This window comes from Streptococcus sanguinis (assembly GCF_026781265.1).
Taxonomy (GTDB): Bacteria; Bacillota; Bacilli; order Lactobacillales; family Streptococcaceae; genus Streptococcus; species Streptococcus sanguinis_T.
Map to the genome: position 1 here is coordinate 23,097 of NZ_JAKUVC010000007.1, position 20,255 is coordinate 43,351.

Genomic DNA, 20,255 nt, shown 5'->3' on the forward strand with positions numbered 1-20,255 from the left:
CATGAAGAAATTATTACTCACTTTATTTACAGCCCTCCTGGTCACCTTAGGAACGGTCCATGTTATTCAGGCCGATGACTACCTGAGAATCGGTATGGAGGCAGCCTACGCTCCCTTCAACTGGACTCAGGATGATGATTCCAACGGTGCTGTAAAAATTGAAGGCACCAACCAATATGCCAACGGATACGATGTGCAGATTGCCAAAAAAATTGCTCAAGAGATGGGTAAGGAACCTCTGGTTGTCAAGACTTCCTGGAACGGCTTGATTCCTGCTCTAACCTCTGGCAAGATTGACATGATTATTGCAGGTATGAGTCCAACTGCCGAGCGGAAAAAGGAAATCGCCTTTTCCAACAGTTACTACACCAGCGAGCCAGTTCTCCTAGTTCGTAAAGATGGAAAATATGCATCCGCTAAGACTCTAGAAGACTTCAAAGACGCTAAAATTACTTCCCAGCAAGGAGTTTACCTCTACAATCTCATTGACCAACTGCCTGGCGCAAAAAAAGAAACAGCTATGGGCGATTTTGCCCAGATGCGTCAAGCCTTGGAATCCGGGGTTATTGATGGCTATATCTCTGAGCGGCCAGAAGCCTTGACTGCCGAGACTGCCAACTCCAACTTCAAAATGATTCAATTCGAGAAAGGCTTTGAAGTCGGCGAAGAAGATGCTTCCATTGCTATTGGGATGCGCAAGGACGACAGTCGTATCGAGCAGGCCAATGTTGCTATCGCTAAGATTACCACCAATGACCAAGTCAAGCTGATGGATGAGATGATTCAGAAACAGCCTGTTGATACGGATAGTGAAGCAGCTAAGGAATCATTCTTCAGCCAAGTTGCTAAGATTCTGGCTGAAAACTGGCCGCAATTCCTACGCGGAGCTGGTTTGACTCTACTCATTTCGATTACAGGGACCATCGCAGGTCTCATCATCGGACTGCTGATTGGCGTTTTTCGGACGGCACCAGCTTCTAAGAATAAATTATTAGCATCACTGCAAAAAATCTTCGGCTGGTTCTTAAATGTCTATATTGAGATTTTCCGCGGAACTCCAATGATTGTTCAGTCCATGGTTATCTACTACGGAACAGCCCAGGCATTCGGAATTTCTATCGACCGGACTATCGCTGCTATTTTCATCGTCTCTATCAACACCGGAGCTTATATGAGCGAGATTGTCCGCGGTGGTATCTTTGCCGTTGATAAAGGGCAATTCGAGGCTGCAACAGCACTGGGTATGACCCATGGCCAGACCATGCGCAAGATTGTACTGCCTCAGGTCGTCCGCAATATTCTGCCCGCAACTGGTAACGAATTTGTCATCAACATCAAGGATACATCCGTGTTGAACGTTATCTCGGTAGTTGAGCTTTATTTCTCTGGAAATACCATTGCTACCCAGACCTACCAATACTTCCAAACCTTTACTATCATCGCTGTAATCTACTTTGTCCTGACATTCAGCGTGACACGCATCCTGCGCTATGTTGAAAAACGCTTCGACACAGACAACTACACGACAGGTGCCAATCAAATGCAGACAGGAGAAGTAAAATCATGACAGAAACCATTTTAGAAATTAAAAACCTCAAAAAGTCATACGGTGAAAACCAAGTCCTCAAGGACATCTCCCTCACCGTTCATAAAGGAGAAGTAATTTCCATCATCGGCAGTTCTGGCAGCGGAAAGTCAACTTTCCTGCGCTCCATTAACCTTCTGGAAACACCAACTGGCGGACAGATTTTCTATCGCGGCAAGAATGTCCTGGACGAGAATTACGACCTGACCCATTACCGTGAAAAGCTGGGCATGGTCTTTCAGTCTTTCAATCTCTTTGAAAATCTTAATGTTCTGGAAAATACCATCGTCGCTCAGACAACAGTTCTGAAAAAAGAACGGTCAGAAGCCGAAAAAATTGCCAAAGAAAACCTCAACAAGGTTGGAATGGGCGAGCAATACTGGCAGGCCAAGCCTAAGCAACTCTCAGGCGGTCAGAAGCAGCGAGTCGCTATTGCCCGCGCCCTCTCCATGAATCCTGATGCTATCCTCTTTGACGAGCCGACTTCAGCCCTCGACCCTGAAATGGTTGGTGAAGTTCTGAAAATCATGAAAGAACTGGCTCAGGAAGGGCTGACTATGATAGTCGTAACCCACGAGATGGAATTTGCCCGTGATGTCTCCAGCCGTGTCATCTTTATGGATAAAGGCGTCATTGCTGAATCTGGCAGTCCGCAGGATATCTTCACAAATCCAAAAGAAGAAAGAACCAAAGAATTCTTGCAACGCTTCCTCAGCTAAATTACTTCTATTTTCAAAAGCAAAAAGGAATCTGGATTTAGTTCCAGATTCCTTTTTTTATTTAATGAGCAATATCAGTTGCACGATTTTGAAGTTTAGTCTTCAAATTTTTCATGGTTTTTGTCGTAGAAATCAATCAAGCCAAGAGCTGTTTCAAAAGAGATATTTTTCACTTTTGCACGTCCTTGAGCAAGAGCAATGATAGACATTTCACGTGCATTTGTTTCTTTACTAATACGGTAACCAGTGATCTTCTTATCACGTACCCAACTAACAACAGATTCTACTTTCTCGAAATTAGATTTAGCCATTTCTTACTCCTCTCTATTCTAGCTACATCAACTACTATAATTGTTTTTATACAGTTTGTCAACTTAAACAAACCAAATTCGAACAAATTAAATAATTCTGAATTTTCTTTACTTAGCTTTGAGGGCTGAAAGTATCTGAGTCCGAATACTTTCGAAACCTTCTGGATTTGCTGGAAGGAAGATGGTATTATTACCCGAACTATCTGCAAAATTATTCAGCGTATCCAGGTACTGGTTGGTCAAAAGAATAGACATAATCTGCTCTTCTGTCAACTCAATATTGGCCCCCTTCAATTCCTTAATAGAGTCTGCCAAACCATCCACAATGGCCTTCCGTTGCTCGGCAATACCAACCCCATGAAGACGGTCTTTCTCAGCTTCTGCAGAAGCAGCTGTCACAATCTTAATCTTATCCGCTTCAGCCAATTCCTGAGCAGCCACGCGTTTACGCTGCGCCGCATTGATTTCGTTCATAGACTGTTTGACTTCCGCATCAGGCTCAACCTTGGTAATCAAGGTTTTGACGATGATATAACCATAGGTCGACATTTCTTCTGCCACTTGCTTTTGGACTTCTAGGGCAATTTCGTCCTTCTTTTCAAAGAGCTCATCCAAGGTCAGTTTTGGAACGGAGGAACGAAGGGCATCTTCAATATAGGACTTAATCTGTGCTTCTGGCCGCATAAGTTTGTAATAAGCGTCAATTACGTTGTTCTCATTTACGCGATACTGGGTCGCAACATTCATGGTTACGAAAACATTATCCTGTGTCTTAGTCTCAACGATAATCTCGCTCTGCAACAAACGCAGCTGAACGCGAGCCGCTATCTTGTCAATCCCTAAAGGAAGACGGAAATTGATACCGCTGCTGCTGGTTTTGTGATAGCGTCCAAAACGCTCAATGATTGCCACAGATTGCTGACGAACCACATAGACTGCACTAAGCAGCAAGAATATAAAGATTATGATCAATATGATAAAGAAAAATGGAATAAAAAACATGTTCAAGCCTCCTTGATTCACTATAGTATATTCTAACATATTTAATTTGCAGTTTCAAACGAAAACATACAAATTAGGCTAAAATATATTTACAATCAGACAAGCATATTGTAGAGTGTTTCATTCCCGTTCAGATTGATAAAGGACGGATCAAACTGCTCAATACGATTAATCAAAGAAGCATAATCATGCTTATCTGCCAGAGAAATACCAATCAAAACCGGCCCCGTTCCCTTGCTTGCCCGTTTGATATATTCAAAACGAGTGATGTCGTCATTAGGCCCTAAAATATCATTCACAAATTCCCTCAGGGCACCAGGACGCTGTGGGAAGTTAACCACGAAATAGTGCTTGATACCATCATAAATAAGTGCCCGTTCTTCCATCTCTGGCATACGGTTGATGTCATTATTACCACCTGAGATAATGCAACAGATAGTCCTCCCTTTAATATACTCGCTCAGAATTTCCAAAGCAGCAACACTTGCAGCACCGGCTGGCTCTGCGACAATCCCTTGCTTAGAGTATAGGTCAATGATTGTCTCTGAAATAAGCCCTTCGTCTACACCGATAAGATTTTGAACATTCTTTTGTGTAACCTCATAAGTTGATGCACCGACTTTCTGGACTGCGATGCCGTCGGCAAATTTATCGATTTCTTTAAGCTTGACCGGACCTCCAGCTTCAAAGGCTGCTTTCATACTGCGGGCACCGTTGGCTTCCACACCAATAACTTCGATAGCTGGCTGACTTTCTTTGATATAGGTTGAGACTCCTGATATCAGGCCGCCGCCGCCAACTGGTACCAAAACAGCATCAAAAGTGATAGCTTCTCTCCTAGCCTCATCTAAGATTTCGTAGGCCACTGTTCCTTGACCAGCTTGGACATCATCATTGTCAAAAGGATCGATAAAGGTGAGATTTTCAGCCTTAGTATAGTCAAGCGCTGCTTTAGCCGAAGCATCAAAAGTATCTCCAACCAATTTAATTTCCACAAATTCACCGCCAAAGAAGCGAACCTGACCAATCTTCTGCTGAGGGGTCGTGATGGGCATAAAAATGGTTGCTGGAATTTTCATTTCCTTACAAGTATAGGCCACTCCTTGGGCGTGATTGCCCGCAGAAGCACAGACAACCCCACGCCGGCGCTCCTCTTCGCTAAGTTGAGAAATAGCGTAATAAGCCCCGCGGAGTTTAAAAGAGCGCACCCGCTGCATATTTTCTTTCTTTAGGTAAATCTTAGCCTGGTACTTCTCTGATAAATAGTGGTCGTAGTCAAGCGGTGTATTGACAACCACATCTTTTAACACTTTATGAGCATGCGTGATATCTTTTGCTCTGAGCATGTTTCTTCCTTCCCTGTTTTTTCAGTTTATTCTCTATCAAGCAAAACAAGGGGCTGGGAATTCGCATTCCAACCCCTAATGTCTTATCTGCTCTTTATCTTAATTATAAATCTTGAAGGCATCGTCGTCGTTTTTACCAACGAATGGCATTGCTTTACGCAATTCTGCACCGACTTTTTCAATCTCTAGATTAGCAGCTTGCTCGCGGTAAGCAGTCAGTTTCGGACGACCAGCTTTATAGTCGTCAACGAAGTCATTAGCAAATTTACCGTTTTGGATATCAGCCAAGACCGCCTTCATGTTTTCTTTGACTTGCTCAGTAATCACGCGCGGACCAGAGACATAGTCACCATATTCAGCTGTATTTGAGATAGATTGACGCATCTTCTTGAAGCCACCTTCATAGATCAAGTCGACAATCAGTTTCATTTCGTGCAGCACTTCAAAGTAAGCCAATTCTGGTGCATAGCCAGCTTCCGTCAGAACTTCAAATCCTGCTTCAATCAGGGCAGTCAAACCACCACAAAGCACAGCTTGTTCACCAAAGAGATCTTCTTCTGTTTCTTCTTTATAAGTTGTTTCAAGAAGTCCAACACGAGCTGAACCAACACCTTTACACCAGTCCATTGCGATGTCTTTGGCATTTCCAGTAGCGTCTTGGTAAACTGCATAGAGAGCTGGTACACCAAAACCTTCTTCGAAAGTACGGCGAACCAAGTGACCAGGACCTTTCGGCGCACACATGAAGACATCTACATCAGCAGGAACTTTGATAAATTCAAAATGGATGTTGAAACCATGAGCAAACCCAACAGCATTTCCAGCTTCCAAGTTTGGAGCGATTTCTGCTTCATAGAGATCTCTTTGGATTTCATCTGGAGCCATAATCATGATGACATCAGCCAACTTAGCAGCTTCTGCTACTGTATAAGTATCAAAGCCATCTTCTTTAGCCTTGTCAAATGACTTACCAGGTCGAACACCGATAATCACATCGTGGCCTGTATCACGCAAGTTTTGCGCATGGGCATGACCTTGTGATCCATAGCCGATTACGGCAATTTTCTTACCGTCAAGTGCTGCTACTTTTACATCTTTTTCGTATTCCATTGTTACTGCCATAAGTTTTACTCTCTTTTCTATTTTTCTTGCCTGTTAGGCGGTTTTAACAAATTAAAGGTTTGATTTAATCTCGGGTAAAGCCTGTCGCTCCAGTCCGAGCAATATTTTTGATACCATAAGGGCGAATGACCCGAAGCAGGGCTTCGCTCTTCTCGGCATCACCAGTCATCTGAACGGTAATGGAGCTAGGTGCTACATCTACAACTGTCGCCCGGAAGGGTTGGATAATAGACAGAATCTCTGCCCGCTTATCAGCTGGAGCCGAGACCTTAACCAGAATCACTTCACGCTCCAAGTGAGGGCGGTCCGTGATATCTCGAACCCGAATCACATCAATCTGACGGTTCAGCTGCTTGATAATCTGCTCAACCTCTGCCAATGAAGCCACATCAATGATGATGGTGATACGGGAGACCTCCGGATTTTCCGTCGTTCCAACTGAGATACTCTCAATATTAACCTGACGTCTGGAAAGGACACCCGTGAAGCGGTTTAGAACACCCGAACGGTTTTGGAGTTTAGCTGTCAACATTCTACGCATGGAACTTCACCCCCAACATTTCATGATTGCTCTTGCCGGCCGGCACCATTGGAAGAACATGCTCCTTGCGAGAGATATCCACCTCGATAAACATTGGTATATCTTCCTTCAGCACTTCCAAATCCTGGACAATAGTCTCCGGATCGTCAAATTTATAGGATTTAACACCATAGGCCTGAGCCATGAGCTGGAAATCTGGCAAAGTTTCAAAGACTGACTCAGAGGTACGACCATCATAGAAAGCTTCCTGCCACTGGCGCACCATGCCTAGCGAATGATTGTTAAGCATGATGACCTTAATTGGAATCTTATAGATATTGAGAATAGCCATCTCTTGGTTTGTCATTTGATAGCCACCATCTCCGACAAAGAGCACCACTTCCTTATCCGGATTGGCAATTTTAGCTCCAATCGCTGCAGGCACACCAAAGCCCATGGTTCCTAGACCACCAGACGTTACCAGTTGACGCTCGTTTTTATAAGGATAATATTGGGCGGCCCACATTTGGTGCTGACCGACGTCTGTTACAACGATGGCATCACCCTTGGTTAGCTCACCCACGCGCTCAATGACAGCCTGAGGCTGTACGACACGTTCTTTCTTATCATATGAGCGGACCCGCTCCTTATCCTGCGTTACTTTTTCAATCCACTTGCTGGTATTGTTATGCACTTGCTCTTCATTGAGCAGCATCTTCAAGGCTTTCTTGGCATCCCCTACGATAGGGATGTCCACACTGATAATCTTTCCAATTTCCGCTGGATCGATATCAATATGTGCTACTTTAGCGTTCTTGGCAAAGGTTTTGGGATTACCGGTCAGACGGTCATCAAAGCGGCAACCGATACTAATCATAAAGTCGGCCTCAGTCATGGCAATATTGGCCGCAAAAGAACCGTGCATCCCACCCATACCTAAGAACAAAGGATGATCTGTCGCAATAGTTCCCTGACCCAACAAGGTAGTGACTACTGGAATCTGATACCGCTCCGCCAAAGCAACCAGCTCCTCTGCTGCCTCGGCATAACTAATACCGCCTCCTGAAAGCAGAACCGGCTTTTTAGCCTTAGAAATCTGCTTGATAATCTTCTTAATCTGCAATTCATTAGGCTCAATAGTTGGCTGATAGCTCGGCAAATGCAACTTGCTGTCATAGATAAAGTCCGTTTCCAAAGCCGAGACATCCTTAGGCAAATCAATAACGACCGGTCCAGGACGACCTGTCGTCGCAATGTGAATAGCTTCTGTAATAATACGCGGAATTTCCGCCGTCTCCCGAACCTGATAATTATACTTGGTAATAGGAGTTGTAATACCGACAATATCCGCTTCCTGAAAAGCATCTTTACCGATTCCAGCCTTGGCCACCTGACCAGTAAAGACTAAAAGGGGGACGCTATCACTCATGGCATCGGCAATACCGGTAATGGCATTAGTCGCTCCCGGACCGCTGGTCACAACTGCAACTCCGATTTCCCCAGTAGACTTCGCATAGCCTTCTGCTTCGTGAACGCAGCCTTGCTCATGGCGGCCTAGAATATGACGGATGCCTTCAAAACTATAAATAGCATCATAAAGCGGCAGTACAGCGCCGCCGGGATAGCCAAAAATCGTATCAACACCAAGATTTTTCAAGGTTTCCAAAACAAGCTCTGAACCTGTCTTAGAAGTTTCTAATTTGATTTTCTCCATTCTTCCCCTTTCATTTATTTACAATTTTCTAAAAATTCAAAAAGCTTTCTACTATGATAACATTTTTGAAAAAAATTGCAAGCCGCTAGTTAATTTTTTTCTTGATTTTTTATCTAAATCCGAATGTTTTTCAAACAAAAGACAAAAAGCCAGAACTATATTTATAGTCCCGACACTTCATTGGAATGTTCTTCACACAAATGTTCACTTTAGATAAAAACTACCTTCTTCCACCTTTTCTCCAAAGCTGATTCTTCTGGCTATAACCAGCCTTTCTCTTGCCCTATTCGGACTGCTTCTGTTCGATTTTCAGCATCTAGTTTGGTCAAAATAGCAGACATGTAGTTACGAACCGTTCCATTTGATAGGAAGAGTTTTTCAGAGATTTCTTTATTGGACAGGCCAGCCGCTGCAGCCTGTAGGACTAGCCTCTCCTGCTGAGAGAGAGGGTTCCTGCTGGTCATCAGTACCTCCATCAATTCCGGCGAATATTCCTTTTGCCCATCTAGAACGGTGTGGATGGTCTTCATCAAATCCGCAATGCTACGCTCTTTGAGCACATAAGCATCTACATCCGTCTTAACAGCTCGCTCAAAGTAGCCCGGTCGCTTGAAGGTTGTGACGATGATGACCTTGATGTTGGGTCGATTGGCCTTGACCCATTCGAGAACGTCTAGGCCGGTTTGATGGGGCATTTCCACGTCCAAAATAGCTACATCAACAGTTTCTGAGCTAAGACAGTCAATAGCCTTCTGCCCATCTGCGGCCTGATAGACTTCTTCGACATCTGGCTGCAGCTGCAAGAGCTGAGCTAAGGCATCTCTCAGCATACTTTGATCTTCTGCTAACAAAAGTTTCATGCTTCCTTCCCTCCGTATGGCAACTCAATCCGAATCCACGTCGGATCTTGGCTGCTAAGAATCTCAAGCCTTCCTGACAAGGCAGACAGTCGCTCTCGAATACTATGCAACTCCCGACCAGTCAGCTTTTGAAAACCACAACCATCATCCTGAATGTCTAAAACAAGTTTTTCCTCATTCTTTACCAAAGAAAAATTGCTCTTTTTAGCCTTGGCATGCTTGATGATATTAGTCGCCGCCTCCAGCAAAATCATACTAATCGTTGACTGCTGACTCGGTGGGATACTGGCAACATTGAGCTGGTTATCTATTTTTACCTGAACGCCACTCATCTCTAGCATAGCTCGAATGGTCACTAGTTCCTCGTCCAGAGTCCGATTCTTTAGATCGTTAATAATCCGCCGAACATCAGCCATTGATTTCTTACTAATTTCTTGCACTTCCTGCAGTTCTTTTGCTGCCTTGTCATAGGCTTCCATCTGCAAAAACTGCTGAGCCAGCTCCGCCTTAACACTGAGCATAGCAAAGGTGTGTCCTAGACTATCATGTAAGTCTCGACCAATCCGATTGCGCTCATTTTCCGCCAGGAAAAGATTCAGCTGGGCATTTTGCTTGACCTTTTCTTCCTTGATTCGCTCTGTCGTTTGAATCCGATAAAGACCAAAAGTCAAACCATCCGAAAAGAGAAAGATTACAATATAGGAAAGCAGCTCTGCTGGACCAACATTGCCCATCAAATAATTAGTCAGCACAATAGCAGGCTGCAAGGCGATAAAGGTCAAAAAGCGCCAGGATTTAAAAGAGATATCATCTAGTTCGTAAATCAGCAGATTAGACAGATAAAAAATATACCAGGTAAAACCTGTATTTAGCCAGACAGAACCATAGTATATGTAAACAACTAAGAACCACCAAGAAAAAAATTGAATAAGGCGATGGTTACTTAGCAAGACCGCATAGTAAGCCACAACAAAAATAGCTGTCCAGAGCAAGAGGAAAAGCGGGTATTCCCCGCTGATTACTCCCGCCACTGGAAAGATGATAAAGACCAGCGCAATATGAAACATATAGTGGACTTGTTTAAGTTTTTCCCACATGAATTTATTTTACCTCAATTCGCTTTTTGAGCTGCAGCACAAGAATGCTAACCAAAACCGTATAAATCAGAACAATCAAAGCGGCCTTGCCATTAAACTGATGGTGTTCTAGATAAGAAGACACGACCTGCATTAGTTGATAACTTGGCGTCAGCTTACCGATTGGCTGGAGCCATTTTGGAAACATAGTCAGAGGAAACCATAGACCGCCCAGAACAGCCAGTGCCATATAGACGATATTTCCCACAACAGACATGAGCTGAGCACTTGGTAAGAGACTGACCAATACCCCCATGGCAATAAAGACCACACTTCCTACCAGAAGTATCAAGGCAATAAGAAGCCAGTCCACCATTGGCAGATGAACCCCACGAACAAAATGCCCAATCGAGAAGACTACGATAATAGAAAGCATAAAAGTCAACAAAGTACTGCAAAGTTTTGATATATAATATTTTACCATAGAAATCGGCGAGTGCTGAATCATTTTTTGCCAGTTATTATTTTTATCAGACTGCAAAGTGCTTGGAATGCTAAAGAAGGCACTAGACATGATACTAAAAAGAGTCATAGAGAAGAGGTAGCCTCGAAGCACAAGTTCAGACGTATCACTTCCAGACATCATTCCTGAGAAAATCAGGTAAAAGACGCTGGGCAGACCAATAGACAAGAGATAATAAGCAGCCTGCCGCTTCATTAAAATCAACTCAATCTTCATAAGACTTGCCATATTTTTCATGATTACTCTCCTATTCTTGTGTCGTTTCAAAAATACTATCCAAGAGGGTACGGTTACGTACTTCAATCTCTTCGATTGTACAGCCGTTTTCCTGAAGAACCTGCCAGACCTGTCCAGTATCTCTAGTAGCAAAAGATAAAGCCTTTTGCTTGATTTCTAAATCAGTCACATTATCCAGTTTTTCCAGCACAGACTGATAAGTCAGCGGCAAGGTAAAGTGTTTTTCCTGCTCCTCACTGCGCATGGCATAAGGCGTCGTGTCCCGAATCAACTCGCCCTTGTGCAGCACCAAAATCCGGTCTGCCGTATGCTCAACTTCTTCGATATAGTGAGAGGAGTAGACGATGGTCACTCCCTGCTGCTTGAGCTGATTAACAATTTCCCAGAAATGCTGACGAGTGGAGGTGTCCATAGCTGAAGTCGGTTCGTCCAAGAACAGAATCTTAGGACGGCCAACCAGGCTTAATACAAAAGAGAAGAGACGTTTTTGTCCACCAGACAGCTTGCTGGCCAACTGATTCTTTTGCTTGTCTGTAAATTGTAATAAATCATCAATTTCTTGATTGGATAAACTATTTGGATAAATAGCTTGGAAGAACGCCAAGAGTTCCTTGACCTTCAAATCCTCCACCACTGTATTTTCCTGTGGTAAAATCGCTACCGACTGCTTGAGATGATTGTCAGTTGGTTTGAGCCCCTGAATCCTTGCCTGACCTGCTGTCAGAAACTTATCACCCAACAAACAGTCCATGAGAGTCGTTTTCCCTGCTCCGTTGGGACCAATCAAGGCCACACAGTCACCTTGGGAGATTTCAAAGGAAATATCCTTTAAAATCTCCTTACCATGAATGCTTTTTGAAAGCTTCTTTACTTCAATCAGTTCCATTTTACTCCTCCTTTAATCTGATAACCGCATCTGCTTCTGCCCTTTGTTTTTTTATAATCATCCAAGCCTAGGGCCGGAAGAAAAACAAAGACCAAATGCTTTTTGAATTCTTACAGCAACCTTTTATCATTTTGTTAACTATATTATAAGGCAAAGAAATTTTTCCTACTAGTTGATTTTGTCACCGACTGACATGACAAATGTCACTATTCTGCATTTAGAGACCAAAGCTAGCAAATATTGGAATAATCTGATTATTTCCCTTCTGCATGAAGACACAAAAAAGCCGGCTCCCTCATTGAGAGGAACCGACTAGTTGTATGTCTGTTGCAATTTAGATAGAAGCTGGAAGCAAAACTGCCTAATCTAAAAATTGTTTTCAATAAACTAGCTACTCAATCTTGTAAGATGAGAGACCAACGCTTTTTAAACTTTAGCTCTGTCCCTCTTCTTTGAGACCGTTGAGCTTCAAACTCAGAATAAACATCTCAGGTGTAATATCCTTAATGTCCTTCAGTCCAAAACCTTGGAAGAAACTGTTCTTTTCCACTTCTTCGACATTGACCTTTTGCAAATCAATTTCAATCAAGGTCTGCAGTTTCTTCTCTGCTGTAACTGAATAGTCAATATTGACACCTTCCAGACTCTTAGCTGCTACATAGTTTGAATCAGACTGCATTCCTTCACGAATGATAGTCGTCATCTCCTCTGGAGTCAAAGTAGCTGATGCCGCACTGGCTTCTTCTGGCAAGGAAGTGAGCAGTTCCATCCGAAGATTCAAGATTTTCTTACCCTGATAGGTAATGGTATCACGATGATGAATTTCTTGAATGTCTCCGACTAAAGTTTTAGAGACAATCTCTGTACTTTCAGAGGAAGAACTGGATGACTCGCTGGAGCTAGATTTAGCCCGCCTAGAAGAAGCTGCTGATTCAGAAGAATGTCTAGGACGATGCTTGCTGAAGTTAGGAAACACACAGCCCGTCAAGAGTACCGAAGCAGAAATAACAAGAATGAAAAATTTTTTCATAGTTCACCTTTTTTACTTTTTATTTGTTACAGTATAACATAATACCAGTTTCTTGTCTAAGTGTTTTCTATAAAATGACAAAAGGCAACCTTTCGATTGCCTTTTGATGCTATTCTACACTAAAAATATATGGATAAACCGGCTGACTGCCCTGATGAATTTCTACTTCGACATCCTCGAATTGTTCCATCAAATCTTGAGCAAGACTGCTAGCCAACTCTTCGCTGCCGTCTTCACCGATATAGATAGAGACTATCTCGCTGTCTTCATTGAGCATCTTGCTGAACGTTTCTTTCAAAGCTGTCAGCATATCTGGATTAGAAACAACAATCTTACCATCCACCATACCGAGGTTGTCATTCTCATGAATTTCCAAGCCATCAATCGTCGTATCGCGAACCGCAGTCGTCACGCTGCCGCTGACTACTTCTGCCAAGGCTGCAGTCATACGCTCTTGGTTTTCCTCGATAGTCTTGCTGCCATCAAAAGCTAGGAGACTGGTCAGACCTTGAGGGATTGTGCGAGTCTCAATAACAGCCGCTGGCTGTTCAATCACTTCTGCTGCTGATTGGGCTGCCATGAAGATGTTTTTATTATTTGGCAAGATAATAATATTACGAGCATTGACTTGCTCCACAGCTTTGATGAAGTCTTCTGTCGATGGGTTCATGGTTTGGCCGCCAGAGATGATGTAGTCAACTCCCTGAGCCTTAAAGATTTCAGCCAGACCATCACCAGCCACTACAGCGATAATCGCAAACTCTTTCTCTTGAGCCGGCTTAGCTGAGCGCTCTTCCTTTTCAACCTGCGCTTCGTGTTGGTTGCGCATATTGTCAACCTTGACCTTGACCAGACTACCATACTTGAGACCTTCCTGCATAACCAGTCCTGGATCTTCAGTATGGACATGGACTTTGACGATTTCATCATCGTTGACTACCAACAAGGAATCCCCCAAATCGTTGAGGTAGTTGCGGAATTCATCATAATCAAAATCTTTTACATAGGTTGGCCCTGTCTTGAGAGCCACCATGATTTCTGTACAGTAGCCGTAAGTGATATCTTCTGTCGCCACATGACCAGCTACAGACTTATGATGCTCAGCATTAATCATCTCAGACATGGTCGCAGGTGTCGCCACAAAGTCCTCAGACGCAATATATTCGCCTGTAAGAGCAGACAAGAAACCTTCGTAGATAAAGACCAGCCCTTGACCGCCAGAGTCCACAACACCGACTTCTTTCAGAACCGGCAGCATATCCGGTGTCTTAGCCAGAGCGGCCTTGGCTCCTTCCAGAGCCGCTTTCATAACTTCTACAGCGTCATTAGTGACTTCAGCTTTCTTCTTGGCTCCGATCGCCGCACCGCGGGAAACCGTCAAAATCGTTCCCTCAACCGGCTTCATAACAGCCTTGTAAGCCACTTCTACACCAGACTGAAAGGCCAGAGCTAGGTCTTCACCAGTCAGCTCTTCATGCTCTTTCACACTTTGAGAAAAACCGCGGAAAAGCTGAGAAGTGATAACTCCTGAGTTACCACGCGCGCCCATCAAAAGGCCTTTCGCAAAGATACCCGCCGCTTCGCCAACTGTTGAAGCAGACTTGTCCGCCACTTCCTTGGCGCCATTTTCAATGGTCATACCCATGTTGGTCCCTGTATCGCCATCTGGAACTGGGAAGACATTCAAAGAGTTTACATATTCAGCCTGTTTATTTAAGCGAGTTGATGCTGCCTGCACCATTTCTTGAAATAAACTAGTAGTAATATTTGCCACAATTATTCTCCTACGACTTTAATATTTTGGATATAAACATTCACTGCATGGGCAGTAATTCCAAGCTTGTTTTCCAAACTGAATTTAACACGCTCTTGGATGTTTTTGGAAACTTCGCTGATTTTGACTCCATAGCTTAACACAGTGTAGACATCAACTGCGATATCACCTTCATCAGTCGCTTTCACAACCACGCCCTTAGCATAGTTTTCTTTTCCTAAAAGGGCTTGAAAATTATCCTTGATTGCATTTTTGCTGGCCATGCCAACTACACCAAAAATTTCAGTCGCTGCACCTCCGACGATTGTCGCAATAACGTCATCAGTCAGCTCAATTTGACCATCTTTTGTATTAATTTTCACAGTCATAATTTGTACCTCAAAAGTATTTTATAGTTTATTCTACCATATTTTATACAGGGTGTAAAAGAGGAAGGGTCTAATTCAACTGTCTAGGCGGAAATTCCCAAGCAAAAAAAGGACGGAAAATTTCCATCCTTTTTAAATAAAGATTAAACGCGTTCAACTTTACCTGATTTAAGGGCACGAGCTGAAGCCCAAACTTTTTTAGGTTTACCGTCAATCAAAACAGTAACTTTTTGAAGATTTGGTTTAACAGCGCGTTTTGTTTGGTTCATCGCGTGAGAGCGGTTGTTTCCTGATACAGTCTTACGACCAGTAAAGTAACATACTTTAGCCATTATCGTGTTTCCTCCTATTAGATCTAATATTACGGATGTGCTAGCACCACATACCTCCCTATATTACCAAAAAACTTGACGTTTGACAAGTACATTTCTCCAAACTTTCGAAATTAATCCGTTTTCTTAAACATAGCTAATCTTCAAAGAGCCGAAAGCCACGTTGCCTTTGACATAGAGAGTTTTTCTCTTTTCATTGACATTGCGAGGATTGTAGACAGAGCCAAAGGCATTATCTACATCCAGCTCTACACGCCAGTCACTGGGCACATAAAGCATCACACTGCCAAAAGACAGGTCTACTTCAAAAGTTGCTGAATACCCTTCGATAGTCGCATTATCAAAATAAACCGATGCACTGCCAAAAGCACAGTCTAGCTTTTCGTAGGTGAAGTTATCTGAGTTGATATAGCGCGTGCCGCTGCCAAAAGCAATATCATCTTTTGAGGAAGAAGAGGCAGTTGAGAAGATACGCCCCTTAAAAATGCGCTGGGGCTTAAAAATCATATTGAGACCGATGCAAGCCAGAATACCACCCAAAACCAAAGTCCCTGTTGAAATAGCTAAAAAGTGGTAAACGGCATTGGCAATAATCAGCGCAATAACTGCCATGATTAACCCAGTGCCAAAGTCTCTTTCTAAGAAATTTTCCAAGGCGAAATAGGCAAACATTGCAACTACTAGCGTGGGCCAAATATTGAAATTGAAAGCAGGAATCCCAAAATTCCCCTGCAGCAAGACCCAAGCTGCCAAGACTAGAAAGCCGATTCCAAAAATTGTTTTTTTCATGATAATTACCTCACTTCACTTAACTTTTCTTTTACTAACTGATAATAATGCCTAGATACATGCACCTTCTTATGGGTATTGTAAAACTGAACGGTACTCGTTCCTGAAAAAGACTTGTCCAGAGCATAGATGGCCTTGATATTGGCAATGGTGGACTTAGAAATCCGACAGAAATAGCGGGGCAGAATCTCTTCTAACTCATAGAGTTTCAGTTTAACCTCATAAGCATCATTGCGGGCATGGGCAAAAATCTTGCTGCCGTCCGTCTCAAAAAAGAGAATGTCCGCTAAATCAAGAAAGTACTCACTGCTTTCCTTATAGAAAAGAATGGACGGAGTCACCGTTTCTTCCAGAGCTTCCTGGATACGCTGAATCCGCTCATCCAGCCGCGAAACTTTTATCACCATTTCTGTTTCATCCAAACTCTGATCTAATTCAATCCGAATGTTCATACGCTCTCCTTTCCATCTGCTTATCTTTATTATAACAAGAAACTCCCGAGAAACAAGGCCTTTTCAGTAAGTGGTCAATTTTGACCGGTAAGTGGTTTATAAGAGATGATAGCAAGCAAACTTATCCTATACAAGTAAAAAAATAGTAAGAACAAAGAAAAAAAGAAGCCTTTAAGCTTCCATATTAAGATGCCGATTGCAGGGATCGAACCTGTGACCTACGCGTTACGAGTGCGTTGCTCTACCAACTGAGCTAAATCGGCGTCTTTTCCCCTTTATTTTAGCATCTTGAGTTTTTTTGTCAAGTTAGAATTTCACAATTTCTTAACCCAAATCAAACAAGGGTTGCTTTTATCCCAAAGTTCAGGAAAAATTTCTAACTTTTTAAAGCCCTGAGCCTGATAAAAAGCGTTAGTTCTGTCATAGGTAGGATAATAACCTGGTGCTACCGTTTTTACTTGCAGATAGGATGCTTTTTGACGAGCAGATTTTTCTAAAACTTCTAGAAGTTGACTACCAATTCCCGCTCTATGATAGAATTTCTTAACAGCTAAGCAGTCAATCTCTGCACAATCTTCACTAGAATAAGATAAGCTTACAAAGCCAGCCAATTTACTCTCCTGATAAGCAACCCAAACTTGTAAATCCCTAGCTCCTTCAATGTAAGCTTGTGTACTTTCAGGTATTCCAAACCATTCTGGTAGATCCTTTAAAACTTCACTGACTGCTATCATCTTTTGTTTTTCTTCCTTCACTTCTTCAATCGCTACCATCTTTAAATCCTTTCATGTTTTAAGCTTTAGGACTAAACATATTTTCCATCTTACGAACCCGCACTTTCGTAGGCATCCAATCCCCTATCCCAGAGTTTGAGCGAAATGAAAAAGAAAACAAGGGAAATCAGAATCAAACCACCAATGTTAAAGAGCCCATTTTTGTCCTGCAAGAAATAGCTAGCAGGATAGTAGGCTGTAAAAGCAAAAGGAACGATAAAACTAATCAACCAACGAAGGAGCGAATTGTAAATGGAAATCGGGTACTTGGCAAAATCATTAAACATATAGAAAATGTAAATCATAGCACCTGACTGCTTGGTCCAAAAAGCGATACTGGCTGTCGCGATTTTCAAAGAAGTATAAATCAGGGTCGCAAAAGGAATGCAGACTAGGAAAAGCAAGAACTTGGGAATAGTCCAAGTAATGCTAGAGAACGTTGTCGCTAGTAAAATTCCACCGACCAAGAGCTCACCCAAGGCATCAATCTGAAAAGTCTCGACTAGGATGTGAAAGAGAGGATTGATAGGACGAGTCAGATACTTGTCAAACTCTCCCTTTCTCACCAATCGTTGCCCCAGTGCCCAGAGATTGTCAAAAAAGAGATGGTCCAGTCCCTTGGGAATCAAGGAAAAACCATAGATAAAGGCAATCTCTTGAAAGGTCCAGCCTTCTAGCGAGGGGATGTGTTGAAAGATGACATTGAGAAACAAGAGGTTCAAGCCTTGGGTCAGGAAGACACCTAAAACACCAACCACAAAATCAACCTTGTATTCCATGATTTGCTTGATGTACTGTCTGATAAAAATCAGATGCATGCGCTGATATTTTTTCATACTAACCTCCTTGAATGGTGATAAATGACTGGACTCTTTTCCAAATCAACTGAGACAAGCCCACCATCACTAAGAGCCAGAAAAACTGTAGCAAAAGCGCTTGATGAATCTGACTGGCATCGTATTTCCCAACGATAATCATAACCGGAGTGTAAATCAAGGATGAAAAAGGCAAAAAGGAAAGAATATTTGAAACAATTTTAGGAAAGAAAGCCAAGGGAATCAAACTCCCCGACATAAAGGCCACTATAGAAGTCTTGAGTAGATTAGAACCCCATAGATTTTTAAATACAAAGGCTGAAAATCCAAAGCAGATATTAAAGAAAAAGTTAATCAGGTAGGCCAGCGTTAAGCTAAAGAGATAAAGGACAGTTAATCCCAGCACTTCTACAATCCCTTGCCCAGAAAGGATTTTTACCAATACAATGACACATAGAAATGGAACTCCAACAGAAATAAAAATCAACCACTTGGAACCAAGTTCGGTGAAGAGATAGGAGGCCGCAAAATGAACTGGTCTCAGCAAGCGCATGATAATGGAACCATCCTTGACCTCCTCCCCGATCATAAAGGAGCTATCCGACCTGGTCAGAAGATTAGTCACAAAACTCATGATGATGTAGAGGGTGATATCTGCCATACTAAAGCCTTGAATCAAGGACTCTTGCGAGGAATCAAAGACCGCCTTCCAAAGATAGAAAGCGACAAAAGCTCCCATGACATCACCAATCCGATAAAGAAGAAAATTGACTCGATAGGTAATCAACTCCTGAATCCCTGCATTGATAAAGGGTTTATAACGTCTCCACAATTTGACCATCTTAGAGCTCCTTTCGGTAGAAGCGACGGATAATATCCTCAATATCCGTATCCACCATCTTCAAATCGCGAATCTCAAAATCAGACAAGGTTTGCTTGATAATATCAGCTGACTGGTAGCGGGAACTATCGTATTGAATGTTGAGGCTATTTCCTTGTCTATCAATGGTCATATCAGGCAAGCCTTCAAACTGAGAGACGAGATGACTTTGGCCTGGCACCAGTTCAAAAGAAAGAGTCTTCATCTTTCCAAAGGTCTCTTTAAGCTGGCTCACCGTTCCATCAAAAATCTCCTGCCCCTTGTCAATCATAAAAATTCGATCACAGAGTTGCTCAATATCACTCAAATCGTGAGTAGTCAATAGAATGGTTGTTTCTTCTTCCTGATTGATCTGGGTAATGGCCCGGCGAATGTTATCCTTGACCGAAACATCCAAACCAATGGTCGGCTCATCTAAAAAGAGAACCTTAGGATTATGGAGCAAGGAAGCAGCAATGTCCGCACGCATCCGTTGACCCAGTGAAAGAGTCCGCACGGGGTCTTTGATAAATTCCTTCAAATCCAAGACTTCATTCAAAAAGTCCATGCGCTTATGGAAAAGTGAGTCTGGCACATCATAAATCTCCTTTAAGACCGTGTAGGTCTCTTGCAGAGCCAAATCCCACCACAGCTGGGTTCTTTGTCCAAAGACAACTCCAATGTCCTTGACATAATCTTGACGATTGTCCTGCGGAATTTTACCGTTAATCCGACACAAACCAGAAGTGGGCTTCAAAATCCCGGTCAGCATTTTAATGGTTGTCGACTTCCCAGCACCATTAGCCCCGATAAAGCCTAAAATCTGTCCCTTAGGAACCTCAAAGGTCAAATCCTTGACCGCCTCAAAGGTCTGCTTTTCAGGATGAATAAAGGAGCGCAAAGCCCCCTTCAAGCCTGGTTCCTTAACCGTCTTCACAAAATTTTTCTGAAGATGCTCTACTTCTATCATTGCCATACGTTTCTCAATATCCTATCATTCATTCATCTTACAAACCATTTCCCTACCAAACTCAGGAAAATAGAATCTTATCTCCTCACTATACTACCACTTTTACTTCCAAACTAACATAGGAAATTCAAAAATAATTATCATATTTTATCACACACCAAAAAACCCACCCTTACGGGCAGGTTTCTGTTT

General features: G+C 42.7%; 22 protein-coding genes and 1 tRNA gene. 2 read left to right on the plus strand and 21 right to left on the minus strand.

All coding sequences use genetic code 11. From position 1 onward, the window contains the following. Position 1: 1 nt before the first annotated feature. Complete coding sequence (locus MK370_RS08490) at positions 2-1,567, plus strand: ABC transporter substrate-binding protein/permease (RefSeq protein WP_268684925.1); 1,566 nt, start codon at positions 2-4, stop codon at positions 1,565-1,567. After that, on the plus strand, positions 1,564-2,304 hold the full coding sequence (locus tag MK370_RS08495; protein WP_004185455.1) for an amino acid ABC transporter ATP-binding protein: 741 nt from the start codon (positions 1,564-1,566) through the stop codon (positions 2,302-2,304). The genes MK370_RS08490 and MK370_RS08495 overlap by 4 nt, the downstream gene beginning before the upstream one ends. Positions 2,305-2,399: 95 nt before the next feature. Here the strand turns inward: MK370_RS08495 and MK370_RS08500 are convergent, their stop codons facing one another. The 21 genes from MK370_RS08500 to MK370_RS08600 all read right to left on the minus strand — a co-directional run bounded on the left by MK370_RS08500 (position 2,400) and on the right by MK370_RS08600 (position 20,069). Further along, the gene (locus MK370_RS08500) at positions 2,400-2,615 is read right to left on the minus strand and encodes a hypothetical protein (protein ID WP_002893653.1); all 216 of its coding nucleotides are present in this window, start codon (positions 2,613-2,615) and stop codon (positions 2,400-2,402) included. 108 nt (positions 2,616-2,723) lie between these two features. Continuing rightward, positions 2,724-3,656 (minus strand): SPFH domain-containing protein, encoded by a 933-nt coding sequence (locus MK370_RS08505; RefSeq protein ID WP_268684926.1) that lies wholly within the window; start codon positions 3,654-3,656, stop codon positions 2,724-2,726. A gap of 56 nt (positions 3,657-3,712) precedes the next feature. Further along, positions 3,713-4,963, minus strand: coding sequence for a threonine ammonia-lyase IlvA (gene ilvA, locus MK370_RS08510; protein ID WP_268684927.1), 1,251 nt, complete (start codon positions 4,961-4,963; stop codon positions 3,713-3,715). A gap of 99 nt (positions 4,964-5,062) precedes the next feature. After that, complete coding sequence (ilvC, locus tag MK370_RS08515) at positions 5,063-6,085, minus strand: ketol-acid reductoisomerase (RefSeq protein WP_268684928.1); 1,023 nt, start codon at positions 6,083-6,085, stop codon at positions 5,063-5,065. 64 nt (positions 6,086-6,149) lie between these two features. Then, positions 6,150-6,626 (minus strand): acetolactate synthase small subunit, encoded by a 477-nt coding sequence (gene ilvN, locus MK370_RS08520; RefSeq protein WP_002898887.1) that lies wholly within the window; start codon positions 6,624-6,626, stop codon positions 6,150-6,152. Continuing rightward, positions 6,619-8,319 (minus strand): acetolactate synthase large subunit, encoded by a 1,701-nt coding sequence (locus MK370_RS08525; protein ID WP_268684929.1) that lies wholly within the window; start codon positions 8,317-8,319, stop codon positions 6,619-6,621. The genes ilvN and MK370_RS08525 overlap by 8 nt, the downstream gene beginning before the upstream one ends. 260 nt (positions 8,320-8,579) lie before the next feature. Next, complete coding sequence (locus MK370_RS08530; protein WP_268684930.1) at positions 8,580-9,179, minus strand: response regulator transcription factor; 600 nt, start codon at positions 9,177-9,179, stop codon at positions 8,580-8,582. Next, complete coding sequence (locus tag MK370_RS08535; RefSeq protein WP_268684931.1) at positions 9,176-10,276, minus strand: sensor histidine kinase; 1,101 nt, start codon at positions 10,274-10,276, stop codon at positions 9,176-9,178. Before MK370_RS08535 ends, MK370_RS08530 begins: the two co-directional genes overlap by 4 nt. Before the next feature lie 4 nt (positions 10,277-10,280). Then, a complete protein-coding gene (locus MK370_RS08540; RefSeq protein ID WP_268684932.1) occupies positions 10,281-11,015 on the minus strand; it encodes an ABC transporter permease in 735 nt (244 codons plus the stop codon). A 10-nt stretch (positions 11,016-11,025) separates the two neighbouring features. Next, positions 11,026-11,901: an ABC transporter ATP-binding protein gene (locus tag MK370_RS08545; RefSeq protein ID WP_268684933.1), complete on the minus strand. Its 876-nt coding sequence runs from the start codon at positions 11,899-11,901 to the stop codon at positions 11,026-11,028. A 433-nt stretch (positions 11,902-12,334) separates the two neighbouring features. Beyond that, positions 12,335-12,931: an SP0191 family lipoprotein gene (locus MK370_RS08550; protein ID WP_268684934.1), complete on the minus strand. Its 597-nt coding sequence runs from the start codon at positions 12,929-12,931 to the stop codon at positions 12,335-12,337. A 109-nt stretch (positions 12,932-13,040) separates the two neighbouring features. Next, on the minus strand, positions 13,041-14,705 hold the full coding sequence (locus MK370_RS08555) for a DAK2 domain-containing protein (RefSeq protein WP_125382504.1): 1,665 nt from the start codon (positions 14,703-14,705) through the stop codon (positions 13,041-13,043). A 2-nt stretch (positions 14,706-14,707) separates the two neighbouring features. Next, entirely contained in the window at positions 14,708-15,073 is a 366-nt protein-coding gene (locus MK370_RS08560) for an Asp23/Gls24 family envelope stress response protein (protein ID WP_002893676.1), read from the minus strand. A gap of 143 nt (positions 15,074-15,216) precedes the next feature. Next, the gene (gene rpmB, locus MK370_RS08565; RefSeq protein WP_001140948.1) at positions 15,217-15,405 is read right to left on the minus strand and encodes a 50S ribosomal protein L28; all 189 of its coding nucleotides are present in this window, start codon (positions 15,403-15,405) and stop codon (positions 15,217-15,219) included. Positions 15,406-15,531: 126 nt separating this feature from the next. Then, entirely contained in the window at positions 15,532-16,194 is a 663-nt protein-coding gene (locus MK370_RS08570; RefSeq protein WP_268684935.1) for a LiaF transmembrane domain-containing protein, read from the minus strand. A 5-nt stretch (positions 16,195-16,199) separates the two neighbouring features. Then, positions 16,200-16,646: a LytTR family DNA-binding domain-containing protein gene (locus MK370_RS08575; RefSeq protein WP_268684936.1), complete on the minus strand. Its 447-nt coding sequence runs from the start codon at positions 16,644-16,646 to the stop codon at positions 16,200-16,202. A 190-nt stretch (positions 16,647-16,836) separates the two neighbouring features. Continuing rightward, a tRNA-Thr gene (locus MK370_RS08580) sits at positions 16,837-16,909 on the minus strand. Between the two features lie 51 nt (positions 16,910-16,960). Beyond that, complete coding sequence (locus MK370_RS08585) at positions 16,961-17,419, minus strand: GNAT family N-acetyltransferase (protein ID WP_002902392.1); 459 nt, start codon at positions 17,417-17,419, stop codon at positions 16,961-16,963. Between the two features lie 50 nt (positions 17,420-17,469). Continuing rightward, on the minus strand, positions 17,470-18,255 hold the full coding sequence (locus tag MK370_RS08590; protein ID WP_002905302.1) for an ABC transporter permease: 786 nt from the start codon (positions 18,253-18,255) through the stop codon (positions 17,470-17,472). A gap of 1 nt (position 18,256) precedes the next feature. Further along, entirely contained in the window at positions 18,257-19,075 is an 819-nt protein-coding gene (locus tag MK370_RS08595) for an ABC transporter permease (protein ID WP_049553359.1), read from the minus strand. Between the two features lies 1 nt (position 19,076). Next, positions 19,077-20,069 (minus strand): ABC transporter ATP-binding protein, encoded by a 993-nt coding sequence (locus MK370_RS08600; protein WP_049553360.1) that lies wholly within the window; start codon positions 20,067-20,069, stop codon positions 19,077-19,079. Positions 20,070-20,255 lie beyond the last annotated feature (186 nt).

Bases quoted from the DNA above. Each gene is read 5' to 3' on its own strand.
- rpmB (WP_001140948.1), bottom strand. From the start codon at position 15,405: ATGGCTAAAGTATGTTACTTTACTGGTCGTAAGACTGTATCAGGAAAC.
- MK370_RS08585 (WP_002902392.1), bottom strand. From the start codon at position 17,419: ATGGTAGCGATTGAAGAAGTGAAGGAAGAAAAACAAAAGATGATAGCA.
- MK370_RS08575 (WP_268684936.1), bottom strand. From the start codon at position 16,646: ATGAACATTCGGATTGAATTAGATCAGAGTTTGGATGAAACAGAAATG.
- MK370_RS08595 (WP_049553359.1), bottom strand. From the start codon at position 19,075: ATGGTCAAATTGTGGAGACGTTATAAACCCTTTATCAATGCAGGGATT.
- MK370_RS08545 (WP_268684933.1), bottom strand. From the start codon at position 11,901: ATGGAACTGATTGAAGTAAAGAAGCTTTCAAAAAGCATTCATGGTAAG.
- MK370_RS08490 (WP_268684925.1), top strand. From the start codon at position 2: ATGAAGAAATTATTACTCACTTTATTTACAGCCCTCCTGGTCACCTTA.
- MK370_RS08540 (WP_268684932.1), bottom strand. From the start codon at position 11,015: ATGAAAAATATGGCAAGTCTTATGAAGATTGAGTTGATTTTAATGAAG.
- MK370_RS08525 (WP_268684929.1), bottom strand. From the start codon at position 8,319: ATGGAGAAAATCAAATTAGAAACTTCTAAGACAGGTTCAGAGCTTGTT.
- ilvC (WP_268684928.1), bottom strand. From the start codon at position 6,085: ATGGCAGTAACAATGGAATACGAAAAAGATGTAAAAGTAGCAGCACTT.
- MK370_RS08535 (WP_268684931.1), bottom strand. From the start codon at position 10,276: ATGTGGGAAAAACTTAAACAAGTCCACTATATGTTTCATATTGCGCTG.
- MK370_RS08505 (WP_268684926.1), bottom strand. From the start codon at position 3,656: ATGTTAGAATATACTATAGTGAATCAAGGAGGCTTGAACATGTTTTTT.
- MK370_RS08500 (WP_002893653.1), bottom strand. From the start codon at position 2,615: ATGGCTAAATCTAATTTCGAGAAAGTAGAATCTGTTGTTAGTTGGGTA.
- MK370_RS08600 (WP_049553360.1), bottom strand. From the start codon at position 20,069: ATGGCAATGATAGAAGTAGAGCATCTTCAGAAAAATTTTGTGAAGACG.
- MK370_RS08560 (WP_002893676.1), bottom strand. From the start codon at position 15,073: ATGACTGTGAAAATTAATACAAAAGATGGTCAAATTGAGCTGACTGAT.
- MK370_RS08590 (WP_002905302.1), bottom strand. From the start codon at position 18,255: ATGAAAAAATATCAGCGCATGCATCTGATTTTTATCAGACAGTACATC.
- ilvA (WP_268684927.1), bottom strand. From the start codon at position 4,963: ATGCTCAGAGCAAAAGATATCACGCATGCTCATAAAGTGTTAAAAGAT.
- MK370_RS08495 (WP_004185455.1), top strand. From the start codon at position 1,564: ATGACAGAAACCATTTTAGAAATTAAAAACCTCAAAAAGTCATACGGT.
- MK370_RS08570 (WP_268684935.1), bottom strand. From the start codon at position 16,194: ATGAAAAAAACAATTTTTGGAATCGGCTTTCTAGTCTTGGCAGCTTGG.
- ilvN (WP_002898887.1), bottom strand. From the start codon at position 6,626: ATGCGTAGAATGTTGACAGCTAAACTCCAAAACCGTTCGGGTGTTCTA.
- MK370_RS08550 (WP_268684934.1), bottom strand. From the start codon at position 12,931: ATGAAAAAATTTTTCATTCTTGTTATTTCTGCTTCGGTACTCTTGACG.
- MK370_RS08530 (WP_268684930.1), bottom strand. From the start codon at position 9,179: ATGAAACTTTTGTTAGCAGAAGATCAAAGTATGCTGAGAGATGCCTTA.